We start from the raw sequence: 17,297 nt of genomic DNA, 5'->3' as shown, positions 1-17,297 counted from the left end.
CCGCGTTCTCGGCGGTCTCCGCGGTTTCGTGGGTTATGCGGGCTTCACCCCAGCCGGAGCCCCGTCATCAGCACGATAATCGCGAGCATCGCGCCCGCCTCGAGGAGTCCGACGACGAGATTCCGCTTCTCGATCGCCTCGAGTCGTGAGGCGTCGGGCTCCGCCGACCGGCTCTCGTAGTACGCGCTCAGGTGGATCCGGTTCGGGACGAGCAGCCCGAAGACGAAGAGTCCCCAGCCCAGCGTCAGCGAGAGGGTCGGCCACCGTCCGGAGAACCCGTAGCCGAGTCCGAAGACGGACCCGAGCAGGATCGTCCCCGAGACGACGGTCGTCAGGGAGAACCCGAGCACGAAGAACACGACCTTCGGCGTCAGCGCGGTCGTCACGTCCGCCGCGGTCTCGCGATCGAGGCCGCCGAGGGTCGGCCCGATGACCGCCGGGAAGATCAGCGCGAACCCGAACCAGACCGCGCCGGCGGCGACGTGGGTATAAAACAGGAGTGTCGTGCTCGAGAGGAGGACGCCGGCGGCGACGAACGACAGCGGCACAATGACGCTCCCGGCCGCGAACGCCGGGTTGGCGGCTTGCGCGAGATGCGCGACGCGCTCCAGCCAGTTGGCCTCCTCCACGCGGTCATGCTCGTGAATGACTGCCATGGAAGCGGATGGAACATGCAGAACATATTGGTTTTCGTTGCGACATTTTTGACGATCACCGACACGCGGATCAGTTTAAAAGGCCTCGTTCGCCGTCCCGCTACCGCGACGCTCGACGTTTCGCTGCTCGGCCCAGCTACTTCTCGATGATGCTCTCCTCGACCGCCTCGCCGAAGTGGCGCGCGACGTCCTCGTAATAAACGAGCGCCTCGTCACCGGCTTCGAGATCGGTGACGGCCTTCTTGCCGTCGCTCGTCGCCACCTTCACGGTCTCGGCGTTCTGGATGAGCGTCTCCACGCGATCGACCCCGTCCTCGGTCTCCAGTTCGGCCTGCAGCCGGAACATCGGTCGCTTCTCGATCTTCACGCGCCCGACGATCGCCTCGCGCGTGTGACCCGCGGTGTCGAGGATCTGCACCTCGTCGCCGCTGGAGAGCTCCGCGAGGTAGTTCGTGCCGCCCTCGGCGTTGCGGACGTAGGCGTGGACGGCCCCGGCGTTCACGCGGAAGGGGCGCGACTCGACGTACGGCGACTCCGCGGTCTCGGCGTGGACGAAGAAGAGACCCCGGGACATCGACCCGACGAGCATCCCCTCGTCGTCGTCCATCAGCGAGCCGGTGTCGATGCAGACGCGGTCGGCCATCCCGGTGCGCTCGACCGCGGTCACCTCGGCGTGTCGGAGGTCGAGCGTCTCGCGGTCGGCGGCGTCGCGGGCGTCGACCGCGCCCCGGATCTCGTCGGGGGAGTCGCTGTCGAGGAGGACGCCGTCCGCGCCGATCTCCAGCGTCTCGAAGGCGGTCCGGGCCTCGGCCGCGGTCGTCGCGCCGGCGACGAGGTGCGTCTCCTCGCCGACCCGCGCGATCAGGTTCTCCAGCGGGATGATCGACCAGTCCTCGCCGACGACGATCGTGTACTCGGCGTCCGCCGCCGCCTCCTCGGCGAACCGCTCGTACTCGGTCCCCAGCACGCGGACGTACACGCCCTGGGCGCGGTCGTCGCCCCGGCGGACCGTCGTGAGGTCCGCGGAACCGGAGAAGTCGTTCGGGAGGTCGATCGTCCCGTCGCCCTCGCCGCCCTTGCCGACGAAGTAGGCGTCGGCCTCGGCGTCGCTCTCGGCGTCGTCGATGACGTCCGCCTCCGAGCGGAACGCCGCGACCGAGACGTCGCCCAGCTCGCGGACGCGCCCCACGTCCGCCTCGTCGACGAGTACCCAGTCCGCGCCGGCCTCGATGGCGGTCGTGATCCGTCGCTTGCGCGCCTCCCAGTCGCCGACGCTCCCGTCGGCTTTCACCCAGACCGTGCGTGTCATTGTCGGAACCTCACGGCGGGCGGGCTTGAAAACTGCGGAAGGGTCGCGCGTTGCGGGCGACTGCGCGACGGGAGCGTCATTCGCGGTCGACGGCGCGGCGGGACCGTCCGCCGTTGGCGACGCAACGACCCGTAGACGACAAAGCACTTATAACTAAGCTTGTATCGTAGGACGTACACCCCCGAATGAAGACACCACGCCGGTGGCCCTCGAACGCGGGGTCCCGATACGCCGCTGCGCGCGAGGCCCTCCGGGAGCGCGCCGCGCCGCACCTCGGGATCGATCCGCGAGCGCTGGGCGCGTTCCGGATCGGGCTGGCCCTCCTACTCCTCGGTGACCTGCTCGTCTACCGCCTCCCGGTGGTGGGCGCGTTCTACACCGATGACGGCGTCCTGCCGCGCTCGACGCTCGCCGAGCTGTACCCGTTCTTGGAGACCGTCTCGATCCACGCGGCGTCCGGCTCGGCGCGGGTCCAAACGGGGCTCCTCGCGCTCGGCGCGTGCGCCGCCGTCTGCCTGCTCGTCGGCTACCGAACGCGAGCGTCGACGGGTCTCTCCCTCGTCCTGCTCGCGTCGCTTTACGCTCGCAACCCGTTCGTGATCAACGGCGGGAACACGATCCTGATAGTACTCCTCTTTTTGAGCCTCTTTCTCCCGCTCGACGCCCGGTGGTCGCTCGGTGCCGGCCGGTCGAGCGACCCCGGTTACCGCGACGACGCCGATGAAGGCTCGTCTGACGGGCGCGAGAGCGGCGTCGGTCAGCGGGTCTGTTCGCTCGGAACCGCCGTCACCCTCCTGACGATCGCCTCGATCTACGCGGCCAACGTGGTCTCCAAGTACCGGAGCGACGCGTGGATGTCGGGCGTCGCGGTCCCGCGGATCTTCCAGATAGAGGAGTTCGTCGTGCTGTTCGGCCCGTTCGTCTCGGACCACACCGCAGTCCTCGCGGCGATAAACTGGCTCTGGATCGCGCTCCTCTCGGCGTCCGTGCTGCTGGTCGCCGCCACCGGGTGGCTGCGAACCGGCGTCGCCCTCGCGTTCGTCTCCGCGCACCTCGGCATGGCCGCGACGATGCGGCTCGGCGTGTTCCCGTTCGTCATGGTCTCGGTCCTGCTCCTGTTTTTCCCGCCGAGGGTCTGGGACGCCGTCGAGTTGCTCGCGTCGAACCTCCCCGGGCCGTCTCGGCTCCCAGAGCGGGCGTACCGAAGCGACGGCGGAAGGGCGACCGAAACCGCGTCTCCGGTCACGTCGCGGGCGCGTCGCGGGATCCGCGTCGCGGCCGCCGTCCTGCTCGTGGGCGTCTTCGTCGCGCTCGTGGTCTGGCAGGCCGCGGGGGTCGGGCTCGTCGACATGCCGGCGTCGGAGTCGGCCGGCGAGCTCTCGGAGGTGAGCTGGTCGTTCTTCGCGCCCAACCCGCCCGACACCTCCAGCTGGTACGTCGTCCGAGCGACGCTCGAATCCGGGGCGACGGTCGACGCGTCGGACGGCGGGCCGGTCGCGTTCGACCGTCCACCGGACGCGGCGGACACGTATCCGACGACCCTCTGGCATCAGTACGGCCACCGAATCCGGTACGCCGGGGAGACGCAGTACCGACCGCTGGCGGCGTACGCGTGCGAGCGGACGGACGGCTCGGTGGAGTCCGTGACCGTCTTCCACGTCGAGCAGACGGTCGACCCGAACGGGCCGGTGGGGGAGCCGGAGCCGCAGGAGCGGGTCAGCGTCACCTGCTGATCGCGGCGGCGCTCCGCCTCGCGTCGCTTCCCGAGACCGGATCGCCCCGATCGTATTAGTGGCGATGGCGCGTGGCGTGAGCCATGTCCGACTCACCACGCGTCGTCGGCGTCGCGGGGAGCCTACGAGAGACGAGCTACACGCGACTGGCCGTCGGTCGCGCGCTCGACGGGGTCCGCCGTGCGGGCGGGACCCCGGAACCGATCGACCTCCGCGAGTACGACCTGCCGACGTACGACGCCGACCGCGGTTCGGCGGGAGACGCGGACGCGTTCACCGCGCGGGTCCGCGCGGCCGACGCCGTCCTCCTCGGGACGCCGATGTACCACGGTTCGTACTCCTCGACGCTGAAAACGGCGCTCGACTACTGCGGCTTCGAGGAGTTCGAGGACAAGACCGTCGGCCTCCTCGCGGTCGCCGGCGGCGGCTTCCCGGTGACCGCGTTAGAACACCTCCGCTCCGTCTGTCGGGCGCTCAACGCGTGGGTGATCCCGCATCAGGTCGCCGTTCCTCGCGCCCACGCGCAGTTCGAGGACGGTGACCTGGTCGACGAGGCCCTCGACGACCGAGCGCTCACGCTCGGGCGTCGAGCGGTGCAGTACGCCGACATCGAGCCCGATCCGGACTCGTTCGAGGGAGAGCAGAATGTCGGGGCGAGGTGACCGCCGGCGCTGCGTGACCCCTTACGCCTCGACGAAGCCGCCCGCTCGGAGCGCCTCCTCGACGTCCGCGTCGTCGTGGACGATCGCCGAGACGGCGCGGGCGATCCCCTCGGGGTCCTCGTGCTGGAATATCGACCGTCCCATCGAGACGCCGGCGGCGTCGCCGTCCATCGCGCCGCGCACCATCTCGACGGTCTCGCGGTCGGTGCCCTTCGACCCGCCGGCGATGACGACCGGCAGCCGGGTCGACTCCGTGACGCGGGCGAAGGAGTCGCCGTCGCCGGAGTACCCCGTTTTCACCACGTCGGCGCCGAGCTCCTCGGCCAGCCGGACAGCGTGCCCGAGCGACTCCGGATCGGTCTCGTCGACGCCGGGGCCGCGCGCGTAGGCCATCGCGAGCACCGGCAGGCCGAGGCGGTCGGCGTCGGCGGTCAGCTCCGCCAGCTCTTCGATCTGGTCGGGCTCGTGGTCGGAGCCGACGTTGATGTGGAACGACACCGCGTCGGCGCCCGCGCGCACCGCGTCCTCGGCGGTGGCGGTGACGCGCTTGTCGCTCTCGTCGGGGCCGATCGTCGTCGACCCGTTGACGTGGACGATGTAGCCCGCGTCGTTCTTGTTCGGATGGACGCGGGAGGCGACGCCGCGCTGCGTGAGGACCGCGTCCGCCCCGCCGCGCGTGACGCCGTCGATCGTCGATTCGATGTCGACGAGGCCGTCGACGGCGCCCATCGTGATCCCGTGGTCCATCGGGACGATGAGGTACCGGTCATTTGTGGAGATGCGTTCGAGTCGTGCCGAGAGTCCTGCTGTCATGGTGGGTTCGGTCGTTGTGTGAGAGTGTGGCAATCGCAGGTAAGTGGGTTTCGTTCGGGGTCGTATTGGCTCGAACCCGCGGTCACCGCGACTCCGCCGCGCCGACGCGGGCGGCGTGGCCGCGCTCGGCGCCCTCCTTCAGCTCCCGCGAGAGCGCCTCCAACCGGTCTGCGACCTCGTCAGTGGGCAGATCCTCCTCGACGCCCCCGGCGACGATGTCGACGAGCGCCGAGCCGACGATGATCCCGTCGGCCCCGCCGGCGACGATGCGCTCCGCGTGCTCGCCCGCCGAGATGCCGAACCCGACGGCCTTCGGCACGTCGTACTCCGCGAGCCGGTCGAGGCTCTCCGTGGTCTGCTCGGAGACGTCGTCTCGCGCGCCGGTCGTCCCGAGCCGCGCCTGCACATAGACGTACCCCGACACGCGCCCCATGATCCGGTCGAGCCGGTCGCCGACCGTGGTCGGCGCGACGATGAAGACGAGGTCGAGGCCGAACTCGTCGCAGGCCTCCCGGAGCGGGTCGGCCTCCTCCGCCGGTAGGTCCGGAACGACGAGCCCCTGGATGCCGGCCGCGGCGGCGCGCTCGACGAAGGGACGGGGACCGGCCTCTTCTCCGTACTGGTAAATCAGGTTGTAGTACGTCATACAGACCAGCGGCGCGTCGACGTCGAGCTCCTCGGCGAACGCGAAGAACCGGTCCGGCGTCATCCCGCCGTCGAGCGAGCGCACGAGGGCGCCCTGGATCGTCGGCCCCTCGGCGATCGGCTCCGAGAACGGGAGTCCGAGCTCGATGACGTCGGCGCCGCCGCGGTCGAGCGCGCGGACGTACTCCAGCGACGCCTCGTAGGAGGGGTCGCCGACGGCGAGGTAGGGGACGTATGCGGGGCCGTCGGCGAACGCCTCGGCTATCGCGGCCGAGTTTCCCGTTTCCGGCTTCGCCGTCGACTCCGCGGTCCGCTCCGCCATTCAGATCCCCCCCGTGAACATCGACATGTCCGGCGCCTCGTCGATGTCGCGCTTGTCCGTCTCCTCGATGGCCGCGTCGAGGTCCTTGTCGCCGCGCCCGGAGACGTTCACGACGACGCGCTCGCCGAGCTCCTCGTGGTGCTCCTCTAAGAAGCCGAAGGCGTGGGCCGTCTCCAGCGCGGGGATGATCCCCTCCGTGCGCGAGAGCCGGTGGAACCCCTCCAGCGCGACGTCGTCGTCGACGGCGACGGGATTCACGCGGCCCTCGTCGACGAGGTACGCGAGCTCCGGACCGACGCCGGCGTAGTCGAGCCCGGAGGATATCGAGTGGCTCTCCATGATCTGCCCGTCGGAGTCCTGCAGGAGCTTGGTGCGCGCGCCGTGGAGCACGCCCTCTTCGCCGGTGAAGAGCGAGGCGGAGTTCGGGGCGACGCCCGCCTCCTCGTCGACCTCCAGCGTCGAGCCGCCGGCCTCGACCGCGTGAAGTGCGACCTCCTCGTCGTCGACGAACGCCGCGAACGTCCCCATCGTGTTCGAGCCGCCGCCGGCGCAGGCGACCACGTCGGTCGGGAGCGCGCCCGTCTTCTCGATAGTCTGCGCGCGCGCCTCCTCCGAGATGACGGCCTGGAAGTCGCGGACCATCACCGGGAACGGGTGCGGGCCGACGATGGACCCGATGACGTAGTGGGTATTCTCGACGGTGGTCGCCCAGTCGCGCATCGTCTCCGAGATGGCCTCCTTCAGAGTGCCCCGGCCCGCGGTCACCGGATTCACCTCGGAGCCGTTGAGCTTCATCCGGAAGACGTTCGGACGCTGGCGGTTGATGTCGCGCTCGCCCATGTATATCTCGCAGGGCATGTCGAGGTGGGCGGCCGCCATCGCGGTCGCGGTGCCGTGCTGGCCCGCGCCCGTCTCCGCGATGATCCGCTCTTTCCCCATGTACTTCGCCAGCAGGACCTGCCCGAGCGCGTTGTTCAGCTTGTGCGCGCCGCCGTGAAGCAGGTCCTCGCGCTTGAGGTAGACATCGGTGTCGTAGCGCTCGGAGAGCCGGTCGGCCCGCTGAAGCGGGATCGGGCGCCCCCCGAAGTCCGCGAGCCGCTCGCGGAGCTCGTCCATGAAGCCGTCCTCGTTCTCGAGGACGTACCGCTCGTAGGCGTCGGTCAGTTCCTCGATCGCCGGCATCAGCGCCTCGGGGACGTACTGGCCGCCGTAGCGGCCGAACTTCCCGTCCTCTCGGCCGCGCTCGCGGCCCGGGCGGCGCGAAAGCTCTCCAACCTCGCTCGTCGATGATTCGGTTTCGCTCATGTGGGTGTCTCCGTGGTGTCGGTGGTCTCGTCGATGACCGCCTCCGCGTCTTCGTCCGTCTCCGCGTCTTCGTCCGCCTCAGCCTCGCCGTCCGTCTCTGCCTCGCCGTCCGCCTCCGCCCGCGTCAGCGCCCGCGTGTTCGCCTCGACGTCGCCGTCCATGATCGCGCTCCCGACGAGCAGCGCGTCGGCGCCGGCCGCCCGCATCCGCCGGACGTCGGCGGGGGATCCGACACCGCTCTCGGCGATGAGCGTCACGTCGTCTGGGACGTGGGGCGCCACGGACTCGAAGGTTCCGAGATCGACGACCAGCTCCGCGAGGTCGCGGTTGTTCACGCCTATCGCGGTCGCGCCCGCGTCGAGCGCCCGCGCCAGCTCCTCGCGGTCGTGGACCTCGACGAGGACCTGAAAGCCGCGATCGCGGGCGGCGGCCAACAGGTCCGGGAGGTCGTCGCCGACGAACCGCGCGATCAGCAGGACGACGTCGCTCTCGACGGCGTCTAGCTGGGGCTCGGCGACGACGAAGTCCTTCCGGAGGACCGGCACGTCGACGGCCTCGCGCACGCGGTCGAGCACCTCGACGCTCCCGCCGAAGTGCTCCGGCTCCGTGAGCACCGACAGCGCGGCGGCGCCGCCCGCGACCATCCCCTCGGCGAGCGCGACGGGGTCGTCCTCGCGGGTCCCGTCCGTGGTGGGGCTCGTCGGTTTGACCTCCGCGACGACCGGCACGCGACCGTCCTCTTCGGCCCGGTCGAACGCGGCGCGCAGGTCGCGCGGGTCGACGGCGACGCGGTCGGTACGCCCCTCTGCCGCCCGTTCGCGCGCCGCCAACAGGATCGACCTGACCGCGGGGGCCAGCTCGGTTGGATCCTCCATTAGTGTACACTAATGCACGTATCTGTTCATAAGGCTTGCGGGCGTGACCCGCCCGGAACGGACGAGCGGCCGAGTCGGCGACGCGACGCTCCGTCCGTCCCATCATTTTAACCGTCGGGGCCGTCGTATGACGGGTATGAATCCGACGGGAGCGTCGGGCGTCTTCGCCCGCGAGTTCGATGGCCTCGGTCGCGCGGTGGAGGTCGGATTCGCCGGCGGACGGGTGATCTCGGTGTCGTTCCCGGCGGAGATACCGGCGGACGCGAGGCCGGATCACGAACTCCTCGACCGGATCGGCGCGTACGTCCGCGGGGAGCGAGACGAGTTCGCCGAGGTCGCCGTCGGACTCACGGTGCCGACGGACCGCCGCGACGTCCTCGAAGCGCTCCGGACGGTCCCCTACGGCGAGGAGGTGTCCGTGAGTCGGCTCACACGCTTGGCGGCGCTCGACGCGGACGACCCCGACGACCTCAGACTCGTGCGAACGGCGCTGGACGAGAACCCGATCCCCATCCTCCTTCCCGACCACCGGGTACAGGGCGGTCCTTACACGACGCCGGGAGAGGTACGCGACGCGCTGCGTCGCGTCGAAGGGCTGTAGCGGGGAGGGCCCGAGGCCGGGAGTTCGGCGACCTACTCGGACGGCCGCCCGCGACCGTGCTCTTCGATGTTCTCCCAGACGACCGTCATCAGCTCGCCGGTCTTCTCGACGAGGTCGTCGACCGCGCCGCCGCAGTCCGCGGGCGCGCAGCCGAGGTCGCGGATCGCCTTCGTCGCCGACGTGTGGTGGACGTGGACCAGGTCGTCGCCCTCGCGCTCGTACACGATGGTGGTGCACGGGAGCATCCCGGCGAGCGTGGGGTCGATCTCGATCGCGTCGAACGCGATCTCGGGGTGACAGACGACGATGAGCGCCGTCCGCTCGACGTCGTCGTGGCCGAGCATCCCCTCGATCATCTGATCGAGCCGCGTCACCTGCACCGTCTCGAAGTCGGCGAGCTCGTGTTCGATCTGCACGAACGGGACCGCGTCGTCGAAGGGCATGTCGAGGGTCGTGTGGAGCGCCTCGTCGGCGGTCGGCGCCGGGGACCCGCTTCGGGCGTCGCTCATGGGTGTGACTCCGACCGCGGCGGGAAAAACCCTCTCCCGGCCCGTCAACGACTGCCGCTACCTGTGACGGAGCGCGCCCTTTGCCGGTCGGGACGGACTTATCGGTCGGAGTCGCCTTCGCTCGCCCATGATCGAACTCTCACGGGCCGTGTACGACGACATCGTGTACCACGCGTACGGCGGCGGCGAGGCGGAGATCTGCGGCGTGCTCGCCGGCACCCACGGCACCGACGGCGAGCCGAGCGTCGTCACCGAGGCGTATCAGGCGGAGAACGTCGCCGACACGCCCCAGATCCGCTATCTCATCGACCCCGAGGAGCAGTTCGAGCTCATCGAAGCGATCGAGGACGACGGGCTCGACGTGGTGGGGTTCTACCACTCGCATCCCACGGGGCCGACGCACCCGAGCGAGACGGACGCCGCCCGGGCGACCTGGCCGGACCACTCGTACGTGATCTGCGCGCTGGACGGCTACCCGTTCGTCGGCTCGTGGCGCTGGCGGGGCGACGACGAGGGGTTCGAACAGGAGACCGTCTCGGTTCGGAGCGAGCGATAGAACGGGGTCGAGTGACGGGTCTATTTGGCCTTGCTGAAACCCTCAAACGGTGATAGGTTTCTACGGTCGTACTGAATACAGAGGTTAGATTCAGCAATCGATTGGTCGCGTCGCAAAGTCCTATAGAGTTTGCCGCTGAGCGTCTCGACAGCACTTCGTACAACTGAAAATACTGCGTTAGAATGGCGTGCACCAAGTGTACGTGATTTGAGAGCGTTAGAGATAGCAGCCCGAGTAGTCTACGCAACCACCACTCGAAACTCTAGACCGCTTTGCGACGCGACCAAAAAAGTTGTTACAGTGACTTTTGAGTGATAGATATGAGTCTCCTCAAAGAACTCGTAGCAGGCCTAAAAGGGTGGGCTATTATGGAGCTGAGTGGGTGGCTGGTCGTGCTCATTGCGGCGGTCGTTTTCGTCGTGACCCTGATCGCTGGCAGTGCGTTGTTCGGTGACGCGGCCGGATTGGCTATTGGAATCAGCTCCGCACTGCTCGTCGCGTTTGTTGTTGGGCCACGTCTTCGAAACCGGTTCGGAGACGGTCAACAGTAGTGTGTGCGGCAGTCGACACACAGAAGACAATCCACCGGTGCAACACATCCCGACGATTAAAACTCGAAGTCAGCACGCCAGTCCAGTTGATTGGTCGTGTCGTTTGGCTACGTACATTATGTGGAGAGAGGATCGACTGAGAAGCTGTCGTGACCGACTTGCGCTCTCTATTCAGCACGCCATTTCTATCAGTTGTTGAGGGTTTTAACAGAGCCACATCAACCTAAGAATTCACGAATCCTCAGTACGTACCCTTCAGCGACCGGTTGTTTCAGCCCATTTTATATCTGAAGAATAGACTTTCAACAGAGCCGTCTATTTATAAATCGTTGACGCCGAATCGACGATGAACACCGCCAAAGCCCCAGCCGCGAGGGCGGCGCACGCTCGCTGCGCTCCTCGGTCGCTCGTTACACTCACTCCCTGCGGTGCTTACGTCGCCTGTGCCGCCCTCGCGGCTGCCCCTTTGAATCCCACCCGACCGCCCAGCGACCGCACCTCATCCCTCCCCAGCCTCGTCAGTCGCTCTCGCTCCGCTTCGGGCGACTGACTCCAGCGAGGGACCGGAGGTCCCTCTGGCAGCCGGCGCTACGCGCCGGCGACAGCGAGGCGCAACGCGCCTCTGGCAGTCGGGCGAAGCCCGACGACCTCGCGCGTGCTGCTCGGCCGCGGGAGCGGCCTCGCAGGCACGCGCCACCGCATCGTTTGTTTATTAGCTACTATCGCCGGCTCGCTCGCTCTTTAAATACGCACCGCGGTCAGCGGTCACATTGAAAAGTAGAACCGCTCCGACCGTCGGCCTCAGTCGTCCGCTTCGATCTCCGGCTCGTCGCCGCCGACATCGATGGCGCAGGAGGCGCTGTAGTCGACGTCGTGGACCGACTCGATGGCGGGGTCGTCGCCGCACACCGGGCAGTCGTCCTGTTTCGGAATCTCGACCTTGTCGAACTCCATGTCGAGCGCGTCGAAGAACAGCATCGAGCCGTCGAGCGACTCGCCCTCGCCGATGATGTGTTTGACCGTCTCGGTCGCCTGCAGACAGCCGACGGTGCCGGGGAGCACGCCGAGGACGCCGGCGGTCGCGCAGTTCGGGACCATCCCGGCCGGCGGCGCCTCGGGGAACAGACAGCGGTAACACGGCGAGTCGTCGTCGCCCGCGAACGTCGTCACCTGCCCCTCGAACTTGAAGATTGAGCCGTGCGAGAAGGGGATCCCGGCGAGCGTGCAGGCGTCGTTGACGAGGTACCGCGTCGCGAAGTTGTCCGTGCCGTCGACGACGAAGTCGTAGCCCTCGATCAGCTCCTCGACGTTGTCCGGGGTCACCCGCAGCTCGTGCTTCCGGACGTCGATGTCGGGATTGAGCCCCTCGACGAAGTCGGCGGCGGAGTCGACCTTCTTCCGTCCCACGTCGTCGTTCCCGTGGATCACCTGGCGCTGGAGGTTCGACAGCTCGACCTCGTCGTCGTCGGCGACGCCGAGCGTCCCCACCCCGGCGGCGGCGAGGTACTGGATGATCGGCGCCCCGAGCCCACCGGCGCCGAGCACGAGCACTTCGGCGTCGAGCAGGGCCTTCTGCCCCTCGGGACCGACGTCGTCCATGATGATGTGCCTGGAGTACCGGTCGAGCTGCGTCGGATCGAGGTCGAGGTCGCTCATTTGCCGCCGCTTGTCGCTGCAAACCAATAAGACGGCCGCCCACCGGCGCGTGCTGCCGACATCTCGGAGATGCGCCCGGTTCGCACGACCGGTTGCGCATCTGGGGACGGCCCGCGGCGCATCGGGGGACGGCCCGCAACGCATCGAGAGGACGGCCCGCAACGCATCGAGAGGACGACCGGCGGCGCACGGGGAGCCGGCCGGTACCGCGCCCGACGACGGCCTCGCTCGACTCGTCGCGGACGCGGGACCGACGGCAGACGTCCGTCGCGGGCGCGTCGCTCCGGGCTCGGCGGTCGTGTTAGACCGGGGCCACCGTTGCCGTCGGCGGGGTCCTTTTTTGACTGGGACGAGAACCGCTAATATGGCCACGATTAAGCTGCCGGCCGTCCTCGTCGGCGGGTCCGCGACCTCTGAGGTCGAGGTCGAAGGGGAGACCGTCAACGAACTGTTCGACAACCACGCCGACGAGCACGGCCCGGAGCTCAGAGACAGCGTGCTCGAAGACGGCGAAATAAAGGAGTTCATCAACGTCTACGTCGAGGGGACGCCCGTCGACGGCGTCGACGCCGAGGTCCCGGCAGACGCGCAGGTCCGCGTCATCCCGGCGGCGTCCGGCGGTCGGTAACCGGTCCGTCTCTCGGTTCGCGGCGGGATTCGCTTATAAGTAGTCCTCCCAGAGCGGGATGTCCGCGTACTTGTCGCCGCGGTCGCACAGCATGAAGACGACGACGTCGTCGTCGTCGAGCTCGCCCGCCGCGTCCAGGTTCGCCACGACGGCCGCGCCGCCGCCCGCCGACGTGCCCACGACGAACTGATCGTCGACGCGGAGGTGCTCGCGGACCGTCGCCTCGTCGTGCTGGCCGAGGTCGGCGATCGGCACCGGCTCGTCGAGGTAGCGCTCGCGGAGCGCCCGCGCCTGGTCGTACGCGTCCGAGGTGGCGACGTACTCCGTCCGGTCGAGCACCGACTCGTCGTACGTCTCGGGGTGGTAGTGGTCGCCCGTCTTGAGGTATTTCAGGCCGTCGATGGCGTGGAGCTGCTCGTCGGGCTCGAAGCCGACGATCTCCGTCGCCCCGTCGCTCAGGTCCGTCAGGCCCCGGCCGGTCCCCGTGATCGTCCCGCCCGTCCCGACCCCCGCGACGAAGTGAGTCACGTCGCCGTCGGTCGCCTCGTATATCTCCCGGGCGGTCGTCCGCTCGTGGGTGCCCGGGTTGTCTGGGTTCTCGTACTGGTTCGGGCGGAAGTACGCCTCTGGGTCCGCGGCGATTATCTCCTCGCAGCGCTCGATGACGGCGTCGTAGCCGAGGTTGGCGTCGACGAAGTGGATCTCCGCGCCCGCGTCCCGAACGGCGTCCACCTTCCCGCCGGCGGCGTTGTCGGGCATGACGATCTCGACGTCGTAGCCGCGGGCGGCCGCGAGCCGCGCCACCTCGCTGCCGGTGTTGCCCGAGGTAGGCTCGATGACGGTGACGCCGGACTCGAGGTCGCCGCGCTCCTCGGCGCCGTCCAGCATCCCCTTCGCGATCCGGGACTTGATCGACCCGCCGCCGTGGGGGGCGTCGTAGAGGTTGAACCACTCCGCCTTCGCGTACACGTCCGCGTCGGCCCCGAGGTCGAGGTCGAGCTCCACGAGGGGCGTCTCGAAGATCGTCGACTCGTCGACGACGTACTGGCTCATGGGCCTCGTAGATCGCTCCCGGGTAAGAGTCCGACGGAAACGGCTGTCTCGGCGCCTATCGCGGTCGTGCGTCGCGATCACCCGTCAGAGATACGGGAGAAGCCTGCCGGTCACGAAAGGCGTTACACGGCGAATCGTCTACCGAGCCGTATGAGCCAACCATCGTGGGACGACGTCGTCGAGATGCCCGACGAGCTCGACGACGAGACCGCCGAGGCGCTCTTCGATGACGCGACCGAAGTACAGGACATGACCGGCGAGGTCTGCCCGTACCCGCAGGTCGAGGCCAAGAAGGCCATCGCGGGGCTCTCCCCCGGCGACGTGCTCGTCCAAGAGACTGACCACGTCCCGAGCACGGAGAACGTCCCGAAGGCCGTCGGCGACGACGCGACCGCGAAGGTCTGGAAGTCGGGCGACGGCCGCTACCGCATCTTCATGCGGAAGGAGTGATCATGGTCGAAGAACTCACCCCCGAGGAAGTCAACGAGCGCGTCCAGAATGGCGACATCCGCGTCATCGACACGCGACCGCAGGAACAGTACGAGCGGGGTCACATCCCGGGCGCTATCAACGTCCCGCTCGGCGACCTCCCGTCGATGGTCCCGGACATCGACTGGGACGACAGGGACGTCGTCTGCGCGTGTCCGGTCGGCCAGTCGTCGAAGCAGGCCGCGATGCTGATCAGCAGCTACGAGGGCGTCGAGGAAGACATCGTCGTCGCCAGCATGTCCGGCGGCTACGAGGAGTGGGACTTCGAGCTGGAGACCGACGCGTCCGCCGACGCGTAGTTCGCCCCGATCTGTCCGCTGACACGGAGGTCGCCCCGACCCGCCCCCCGGTTTCCGTCGGCAGCGCTCGGAGAGGGCGGCGGCGGCGGCCCGCACAGCGGTCTCTGAAACTATATGTGCGTCCGACTGTCACGTTGGCGTATCTCTTTGTACCGCAGGCCAGTTAGTGGCCCGCATGGACGCCGAGAAGGCCCGCCGAGAGCTCTACGAGGTGATGAACGAGTCGGGCGAGTTCGACGAGAAGGCCGAACGAGCCCTCGCGCTCGGGAAACGGTACCTCGACGTCGAAAACGCCCACCTGACGGAGATCCACCCCGACAGCGACTACTGGGAGACGGTCGCCAGTACGGACCCGCCTGAGGGGGCGTTCCCGGCCGGACTGGTTCTCGACCTCGGGACCACCTACTGCCGGCGCGTCGTCGCTGATCGGGAGACGGTCGCGCTCCACGACGCCCCCGAACAGGGGTGGGCCGACGACCCGGCGTTCGACGCGCACGAACTCCGCTGTTACCACGGGAGTCCCGTCGTCGTCGACGACGAGCTCTACGGGACCGTCTGCTTCGTCTCCGAGGGCGCCCGATCGCGGCCCTTCAGCGACGAGGAAACGCTGTTCGCGGAGCTGATCGCCCGGGTGCTCGAACACGAGCTGCAGCGCCGGCGCACCGCGGTCGAGATCGAGCGGCTGGACCGGTTCGCCAGCGTGCTCGCCCACGACCTGCGCAATCCGCTCGGGGTGGCGCAGGGGTACGTCGACTTCGCTCGGGAGTCGACCGGCGATCGGGACCTCGAAACGGCGTCGAACGCGCTCGATCGGATGGAGGAGCTCATCGAGGACGTGCTGACGATGGTCCGACAGGGCCGGTCCGTCGAGTCGGCCGACGAGATCCGACTGGGGTCGGTGGCCGAGCGATGCTGGCGATCGGTCGTGACCGAGGAGTCCGCGCTCCGCGTCGAGTCGGACCTGGCGATCCGGGCGGCCCCCGACCGGCTGCGGCGGCTGTTCGAGAACCTCTTTCGCAACGCGATCGAGCACGGGGGCGACGACGTCACGGTCCGGATCGGCGCGCTGCCCGACGACGCGGGGTTCTTCGTCGAGGACGACGGACCGGGCATCCCGGAGATCGAGCGCGACTCCGTCTTCGAGCGGGGGTACTCGTCGGAGTCGGAGGGGAGCGGGCTGGGGCTGGCGATCGTCGCGAGCGTCGTCTCCGCGCACGGCTGGGAGATCGCGGTCACGGACGCCCCGAACGGCGGCACTCGGTTCGAGGTCAGCGACGTCGCCGTGCTCGATCCGGTGACGGACTGACCGGACCGACGGCGGATCGGCGCCGTCGGTCAGATCGCGCAGCCGACCTCGCGGTACATGTAGTGAGTCATGACGTAGACGCCGAGGACGATCCCCCCGCCGGCGAGGAACGAGTGCACGGAGAGCAGCGCGATCCCCGAGAAGAGGTTCGCGATGTTGCAGCCGGCGGCGAGCCGCGAGCCGACGCCCATCAGGAGGCCGCCCGCGGCGTAGTTCGGCACGCGGTTCAGCTTCGGTTTCCGGATCCGAAAGTCGCCGGAGGCGTACGCGGCGAGGAAGGAGCCGACGACGAGCGACGCGATCATCACCATGTCGATGCTCAGGGAGATGTCGCCGTCGCGGAAGAGGATCGAGCCCCAGTACTCGACGCTCGCGACGTCGTAGCCGGTCTGCGCGAGGAGGTAGCCGGCCCAGCGCGCCTCGCTGCCGGTGATCGCCCAGTGGCCGTGCACGTAGAACCAGAGGCTCGCGACGACCGCCATCGCGACGCCCGCGGTCCGCGCGTCCCACGAGTCGCGGAGCCGGACTCTCACCGGTCGGTCGTCGCCGCGGAGGCCGCGGACGTACTCGACGGTGCCGTCGGCGATGCCACGCAGGCCGACCGAGACGGCCGAGAGCGTCCGAGAGGCGCCGAGAACGGCCTGCGCGCGTGTGTCGGCCCCCACGCCGGTCCCGCCTGAGGGGTCGTCCGGGAGCCGGCTCCGCCCCTTCACGAACGCGTACGCGACGGTGCCGGCCGCGACCGCCAGCGTCCCCGTGATCGCCGGCGAGAACGGCAGCGAGAGGTACAGCGTCCGCCCTTCGAACGGGTTCAGCGTCTGGAAGTAGTACGTCTCCGCCACGGGGAACGCGAACGCGAAGAGGACGTACCCCACGAACATGAAGAGGAGGACGAGCCAGAACTGGAGGTACCCCTGTCCGGCCCGATAGAGGGTGCCGGACGCGCAGCCGCCGGCGAGCGTCATCCCGAGGCCGAAGACGAAGCCGCCGAACAGCGACCCCAGCCCCCACGCGGGCGTCCAGAAGCCGCGGAAGTAGCCGAACGTGGCCTGCAGGCTCCAGAACACGGTCATCACCGCGAGCCCGGCGAGCAGTCCCTTCAGCACGCGCGTGTCTTTGAACGCGACGAAGTCCCGGAACGCGCTGACGAAGCAGAACCGCGCCTTCTGTAACAGCACGCCGAACGAGAGGCCGACCGCGATCGATATCCCGACGTACGCGACGGGAGACAGTATCATTACGCGGGTCGAGTGCTCCCCGGCGTAAAACGTCGCTGAAGACGGTAACGGTGCGCGATGATCAGAGGAACAAACAACACTTGCCGCTATT

19 protein-coding genes are annotated in these 17,297 nt (G+C 68.6%); 9 read left to right on the top strand and 10 right to left on the bottom strand.

Annotated features, from left to right (window positions below):
• Positions 1–44 precede the first annotated feature (44 nt).
• Both DJ74_RS07160 and DJ74_RS07155 read right to left on the bottom strand, forming a co-directional pair.
• Positions 45–656, bottom strand: coding sequence for a hypothetical protein (locus DJ74_RS07160; protein ID WP_094525496.1), 612 nt, complete (start codon positions 654–656; stop codon positions 45–47).
• A gap of 136 nt (positions 657–792) precedes the next feature.
• A complete protein-coding gene (locus tag DJ74_RS07155; RefSeq protein ID WP_094526805.1) occupies positions 793–1,965 on the bottom strand; it encodes a 3-dehydroquinate synthase II in 1,173 nt (390 codons plus the stop codon).
• 185 nt (positions 1,966–2,150) lie between these two features.
• On the opposite strand from DJ74_RS07155, the gene DJ74_RS07150 reads away from it, so the two are divergent.
• A complete protein-coding gene (locus DJ74_RS07150) occupies positions 2,151–3,698 on the top strand; it encodes an HTTM domain-containing protein (protein ID WP_094526804.1) in 1,548 nt (515 codons plus the stop codon).
• An 83-nt stretch (positions 3,699–3,781) separates the two neighbouring features.
• Complete coding sequence (locus DJ74_RS07145; RefSeq protein ID WP_094525493.1) at positions 3,782–4,360, top strand: NADPH-dependent FMN reductase; 579 nt, start codon at positions 3,782–3,784, stop codon at positions 4,358–4,360.
• A 21-nt stretch (positions 4,361–4,381) separates the two neighbouring features.
• Here DJ74_RS07145 and DJ74_RS07140 read toward each other — a convergent pair whose 3' ends face one another.
• From DJ74_RS07140 to trpC, 4 genes are all read right to left on the bottom strand, one after another.
• Positions 4,382–5,173 carry a 2-amino-3,7-dideoxy-D-threo-hept-6-ulosonate synthase gene (locus tag DJ74_RS07140; protein ID WP_094526803.1) on the bottom strand — a complete coding sequence of 264 codons (792 nt, stop codon included), beginning with the start codon at positions 5,171–5,173 and terminating at the stop codon, positions 4,382–4,384.
• 82 nt (positions 5,174–5,255) lie between these two features.
• The gene (trpA, locus tag DJ74_RS07135; RefSeq protein ID WP_094526802.1) at positions 5,256–6,140 is read right to left on the bottom strand and encodes a tryptophan synthase subunit alpha; all 885 of its coding nucleotides are present in this window, start codon (positions 6,138–6,140) and stop codon (positions 5,256–5,258) included.
• Positions 6,141–7,445 (bottom strand): tryptophan synthase subunit beta, encoded by a 1,305-nt coding sequence (gene trpB / locus DJ74_RS07130; protein ID WP_094525490.1) that lies wholly within the window; start codon positions 7,443–7,445, stop codon positions 6,141–6,143.
• The gene (gene trpC / locus DJ74_RS07125; protein ID WP_094526801.1) at positions 7,442–8,320 is read right to left on the bottom strand and encodes an indole-3-glycerol phosphate synthase; all 879 of its coding nucleotides are present in this window, start codon (positions 8,318–8,320) and stop codon (positions 7,442–7,444) included. Before trpC ends, trpB begins: the two co-directional genes overlap by 4 nt.
• Positions 8,321–8,456: 136 nt before the next feature.
• Between trpC and DJ74_RS07120 the strand changes: the two genes are divergently transcribed.
• The gene (locus tag DJ74_RS07120; protein ID WP_094526800.1) at positions 8,457–8,921 is read left to right on the top strand and encodes an MGMT family protein; all 465 of its coding nucleotides are present in this window, start codon (positions 8,457–8,459) and stop codon (positions 8,919–8,921) included.
• A 32-nt stretch (positions 8,922–8,953) separates the two neighbouring features.
• On the opposite strand, the gene DJ74_RS07115 is transcribed toward DJ74_RS07120, so the two are convergent.
• Complete coding sequence (locus DJ74_RS07115; protein ID WP_094525487.1) at positions 8,954–9,430, bottom strand: DUF302 domain-containing protein; 477 nt, start codon at positions 9,428–9,430, stop codon at positions 8,954–8,956.
• 127 nt (positions 9,431–9,557) lie between these two features.
• On the opposite strand from DJ74_RS07115, the gene DJ74_RS07110 reads away from it, so the two are divergent.
• The gene (locus tag DJ74_RS07110; RefSeq protein ID WP_094526799.1) at positions 9,558–9,986 is read left to right on the top strand and encodes a desampylase; all 429 of its coding nucleotides are present in this window, start codon (positions 9,558–9,560) and stop codon (positions 9,984–9,986) included.
• A gap of 320 nt (positions 9,987–10,306) precedes the next feature.
• Positions 10,307–10,537, top strand: a complete 231-nt coding sequence (locus tag DJ74_RS07105) for a hypothetical protein (RefSeq protein ID WP_094526798.1) — start codon at positions 10,307–10,309, stop codon at positions 10,535–10,537.
• Positions 10,538–11,338: 801 nt separating this feature from the next.
• On the opposite strand, the gene DJ74_RS07100 is transcribed toward DJ74_RS07105, so the two are convergent.
• Positions 11,339–12,193 carry a molybdopterin-synthase adenylyltransferase MoeB gene (locus DJ74_RS07100; RefSeq protein WP_094526797.1) on the bottom strand — a complete coding sequence of 285 codons (855 nt, stop codon included), beginning with the start codon at positions 12,191–12,193 and terminating at the stop codon, positions 11,339–11,341.
• A 364-nt stretch (positions 12,194–12,557) separates the two neighbouring features.
• On the opposite strand from DJ74_RS07100, the gene DJ74_RS07095 reads away from it, so the two are divergent.
• Positions 12,558–12,821, top strand: coding sequence for a MoaD/ThiS family protein (locus DJ74_RS07095; protein ID WP_094525484.1), 264 nt, complete (start codon positions 12,558–12,560; stop codon positions 12,819–12,821).
• 33 nt (positions 12,822–12,854) lie between these two features.
• On the opposite strand, the gene DJ74_RS07090 is transcribed toward DJ74_RS07095, so the two are convergent.
• On the bottom strand, positions 12,855–13,874 hold the full coding sequence (locus DJ74_RS07090; protein ID WP_094526796.1) for a PLP-dependent cysteine synthase family protein: 1,020 nt from the start codon (positions 13,872–13,874) through the stop codon (positions 12,855–12,857).
• A 150-nt stretch (positions 13,875–14,024) separates the two neighbouring features.
• Here DJ74_RS07090 and DJ74_RS07085 point away from each other — a divergent pair, with 150 nt between their 5' ends.
• From DJ74_RS07085 to DJ74_RS07075, 3 genes are all read left to right on the top strand, one after another.
• A complete protein-coding gene (locus tag DJ74_RS07085; protein ID WP_094526795.1) occupies positions 14,025–14,324 on the top strand; it encodes a sulfurtransferase TusA family protein in 300 nt (99 codons plus the stop codon).
• 2 nt (positions 14,325–14,326) lie between these two features.
• Positions 14,327–14,662 carry a rhodanese-like domain-containing protein gene (locus tag DJ74_RS07080; protein ID WP_094525481.1) on the top strand — a complete coding sequence of 112 codons (336 nt, stop codon included), beginning with the start codon at positions 14,327–14,329 and terminating at the stop codon, positions 14,660–14,662.
• 175 nt (positions 14,663–14,837) lie between these two features.
• Entirely contained in the window at positions 14,838–15,968 is a 1,131-nt protein-coding gene (locus DJ74_RS07075; RefSeq protein WP_094526794.1) for a HAMP domain-containing sensor histidine kinase, read from the top strand.
• Between the two features lie 29 nt (positions 15,969–15,997).
• Here the strand turns inward: DJ74_RS07075 and DJ74_RS07070 are convergent, their stop codons facing one another.
• The gene (locus DJ74_RS07070; protein WP_094525479.1) at positions 15,998–17,206 is read right to left on the bottom strand and encodes a YeeE/YedE family protein; all 1,209 of its coding nucleotides are present in this window, start codon (positions 17,204–17,206) and stop codon (positions 15,998–16,000) included.
• Positions 17,207–17,297: the final 91 nt, after the last annotated feature.

Source organism: Halorubrum sp. Ea8 (assembly GCF_002252925.1).
Classification (GTDB): domain Archaea; phylum Halobacteriota; class Halobacteria; order Halobacteriales; family Haloferacaceae; genus Halorubrum.
This window is presented reverse-complemented; position numbering and strand designations above follow the sequence as displayed.